The 3,455-nt window shown below is 67.8% G+C and carries 2 protein-coding genes; both read right to left on the bottom strand.

Annotated features, from left to right (window positions below; genetic code table 11):
• Nucleotides 1-40: 40 nt before the first annotated feature.
• Nucleotides 41-1,318, bottom strand: a complete 1,278-nt coding sequence (locus tag EJC77_RS20180) for an IS701 family transposase (protein ID WP_164520514.1) — start codon at nt 1,316-1,318, stop codon at nt 41-43.
• Nucleotides 1,319-1,828: 510 nt separating this feature from the next.
• A complete protein-coding gene (locus EJC77_RS20175; protein WP_420820343.1) occupies nt 1,829-3,097 on the bottom strand; it encodes an IS110 family RNA-guided transposase in 1,269 nt (422 codons plus the stop codon).
• Between the last annotated feature and the right edge of the window lie 358 nt (nt 3,098-3,455).

Raw genomic sequence — 3,455 nt, 5'->3', positions numbered from 1 at the left:
CACCCACGCCACGCCGCTCACACGGCAACAAAGCCGCAGGTCACAGCCCTACTCGCCGACCTTTCCGGGGCCCTGGGCGCTGGGGGTGTCGTGGCCGAAATTGGGTGGCGATGATGACGCGGCGGAGTTTGGTGAGCATGTCGGGTACGGAGGGTTGGGACTTGCTGGTGTACCAGGGGGCGAGTTGGCGAGTGGCGGCGACGTCGTCGGGGTGGTGGCCTGTGGTGGCGTACCAGCAGATCGCCAGGGTTTCGGTGGCCAGCCCAATCGGGACGGTGCGGTGGACGGCGGCCGGGAGCCGGTTGCGGGCTTGTCCGACGCCGACGGTCTGCTTGGCGTCTTCGATGGCGATCTCCACGCTCCACCGGGAGGCGTAGCGTTCGATGAGCCGGCCGGGGCTGGCGTGCAGGTCGGTGCTGACCAGGACGATGTCGTAACCGGTGTGGCGGGTGTCGCGGACGACGACGACCTGGACCGGTTGGGTGCCGAAGACGCCGTACCACAGGCAGCGCAGCACGGCGGCGTGCACGGTGGTGTCGGTGCCGTAGCGGTGCACGCCGGTGGGGGTGAAGGAGAGTGTGTCGGCCAGCTCGGCCAGGTGCGGTAGCTTCTCGCCCTTGAGCCGGGGCCGGCCGCGTTTGCCGGTGCGCGGGGGTGCCGGCTGGTAGAGCGCGGCGGTGGCCTTGAGCCGGGTGGTCCAGGTGATGCGCTCCTGCAGCCCGCGCAGCGCCTGGCCGGCGTAGGCGCAATCGGCGACCACGTCGAGGCGCCGGTCCGGGACCGCGGCGGCGATCTGCTCGATCAGCCGGCGGGCGTGCACCAATCGGGAATCGCCTCCCTTGCACACCAGGGCGAACCCGGTCGGCAACGCGATCGGCCGGTCCACGAACGGCAGCGACACCACGATGGCCGCGATCACCCAATTGTTCCCGTAGCCGACCTTGCGGACCCCGACGGCGGACCCGTCGTGGAACCAGGAGGCGGCATGGACCGTGGGCCCGCGCCGGTGAAAGAGCGTGTCGTCCACCGCCACCGGAACCGGCGCACCGGCGGGCACCAGCAACGCCACGACCAGCCCGGTCAGCGTCTGGGAGAGGGCCTGCACCGACCAGCGGGCGTGGGAGAAGAACCGGTGGGCCCGATGGTGCGGGCACAGCCCGGCCAGCCGGGCCCCGACCCACATGCCACACACCGTGGACTTGCCGGTCTGGGCCACCAATCCGGTGACCAAGGCACAGAACGTGACGAACGTCGGGGCGGTGAAACACCCGCGGAAACGGCCCAACAACTCCAGCAGGGATGGTGGGACTGCTACCATGAGCCCTCGGGGCGTCGGCGTGCTCACATCGTGGAGAAGACACGCGCCGGCGCCCTCCTCCCTGGTGACCGCTGAACGCGAACCCGCACCGGACCGGTGGTCTGATCGTGAAGAAGACATACCACCACGCTGACCCCACCCCGGTCACGCCGCAACCCCGAGCACCCTGCCACCAGCACCCTCAGCCACGGCCGCCTCACACTCAACCGGCGCAGTAGGCAAAAAGTGCGAAAGTCGAGTTAAGTACGGACATTAGATCCTGTACCGCGGGACTGGACACCTTGGTGCCGACCAGCGGGTAGATGGAGGCGGCGCTCAACACGTGGCCCGCCAATGACCATGGTGGTCCTCTTTGCGGGCGGGGGCAAGTGCTCCTCGATCCTGGGGGGGGTGTCCCTATGTTTTTTGTCAAGCGTTGGGGCAGGTTTTTCTTTCAGAATACTGGTGGATCGCTTTTGGGCAGGGGCCAATGGCCGGCAGGGTTCGCCCGCCAGCTGATGCCGTGGTTGCTCAGGCAGCCTTGGTGGTCGGCGCCTCATAGAAGGTGCCGTCGCGGAGCATGGCGAAGAGGACGTCGCAGCGGCGTCGTGCAAGGGCGATCAGGGCCTGGTTGTGCCGTTTCCCCTCGGCACGTTTCCGGTCGTAGTAGGCCCGTGACGGCGGGTCTTTCAGCGCGGCGAACGCGGAGAGGAAGAAGGCCCGTTTGAGGCTCTTGTTGCCCTTCTTGGAGGGGTGGTCGCCGCGGATCGAGGTGCCGGAGCGCCACGTCACCGGGGCGAGACCGGCGTAGGAGGCAAGGTGCCCGGCGGACTTGAAGTCCTTGCCCGCCACCTCGGTGAGGATGCGGGCCTCCGTCCTGACCCCGACCGCCGGCATGGAGGTCAGGACGGTGTGAAGAGGGTGGGCCTCCACGAGGGCCTCGACCTGGGTGAGGATCTCCTCCCGGGCGGTGCGCAGTTGCTTGAGCATCGCGGCCAGCTGCGGTAGGACGGTGCCCGCGGCGTTGGTGCCGGCGACCACTACGGTCTGCTCGCCCAACGCTGTGAACACGTCCGCCGCCCAGCCTTTCCCGGCCCGCGGCGCATAACGTGCCAGCAGGGTCGCTACCCGGGCCTGGCCGGTCCGGCGCAGCGCGGCGGGCGTGGGGTACTTGATCAGCAGTTCGGCCATCGCCGGGTGGTCCAGGTGGTTGCCGACGACCCGCTCCAGCGCCGGGTGGACCTGGGTGAGCAGCCCGCGGATTCGGTTGGAGGTGGCGGTGGCCTGCTTGGCCAAGTCGTCGTCAAAGCCGCACAGCATGGACAGTTCCGCGGCCTGTTCGTCGGCGACCACGAGGGAACGCAGGGTGTGCGGCAGGGACCGGGCGGCCTCGGCGATGATCGCCGCGTCGCGGGCGTCGGTCTTCGCCTCGCCGGGGTGCAGATCCGCGATGCGGCGCATGGCCAGGCCCGGCAGGTACCCGACCAGGATGCCCTCGGCCTGGGCCACCGCGACCGGCAGCGCACCGATGGTCGAGGGCTGGTCGACAACCAGCAACACGCGTCCCTTGCCGGCGACGGCCTGGATGATGGCGCGCAGTTTTGCCTCGTCCTGGGGCAGGGCGCGGTCGAGGATTTTCTTGCCGGCACGATCGATGGCGACAGCGTGATGATTGCTCTTGCCCACGTCGACACCGATGAAGATGTCAACGAGTTCGTGGTCTTTGATCAACGCAAACCTCCCAGAATTTGTGTCCGTCAAATCTGTGTTGGCATGTCCTGCGGCGGCAAGGCTCGGCATCTTTCGTTACGGCTGACCTACGCGGTAGTTCCTTGCGCTGGTCCGGTCCCCATTAGCGATCCCCTGGCGCCTATCGGACCCCGGTGACAACACCCCCCGGATCATTGACGACTGGGGGACTTAATCATGCCGGGACCGACAGGCCAACAACCCCAATTCTTACTCGATCAAGGGGCTACTAAAAAGGTAACGGGTGGCAGGACCACGGTACGGGGGGGCGGCGGCGGTTTACTGCGGAGGCATGAGCGAAGAGCCGAACCTGGTGGGGGGACTACCAGGGCCCCGGCAAAGTCGTGTTTCACGAGGTCAGCAGCAAGTTGACAGGGCGTTGAGGATCGCGGGCGTGGTGTCGTAGGGC

Source organism: Specibacter cremeus, assembly GCF_003946885.1.
Taxonomy (GTDB): domain Bacteria; phylum Actinomycetota; class Actinomycetes; order Actinomycetales; family Micrococcaceae; genus Specibacter; species Specibacter cremeus.
The sequence above is the reverse complement of the archived record's forward strand: the minus strand, read 5'-3'. Positions and strand labels throughout refer to the sequence as shown.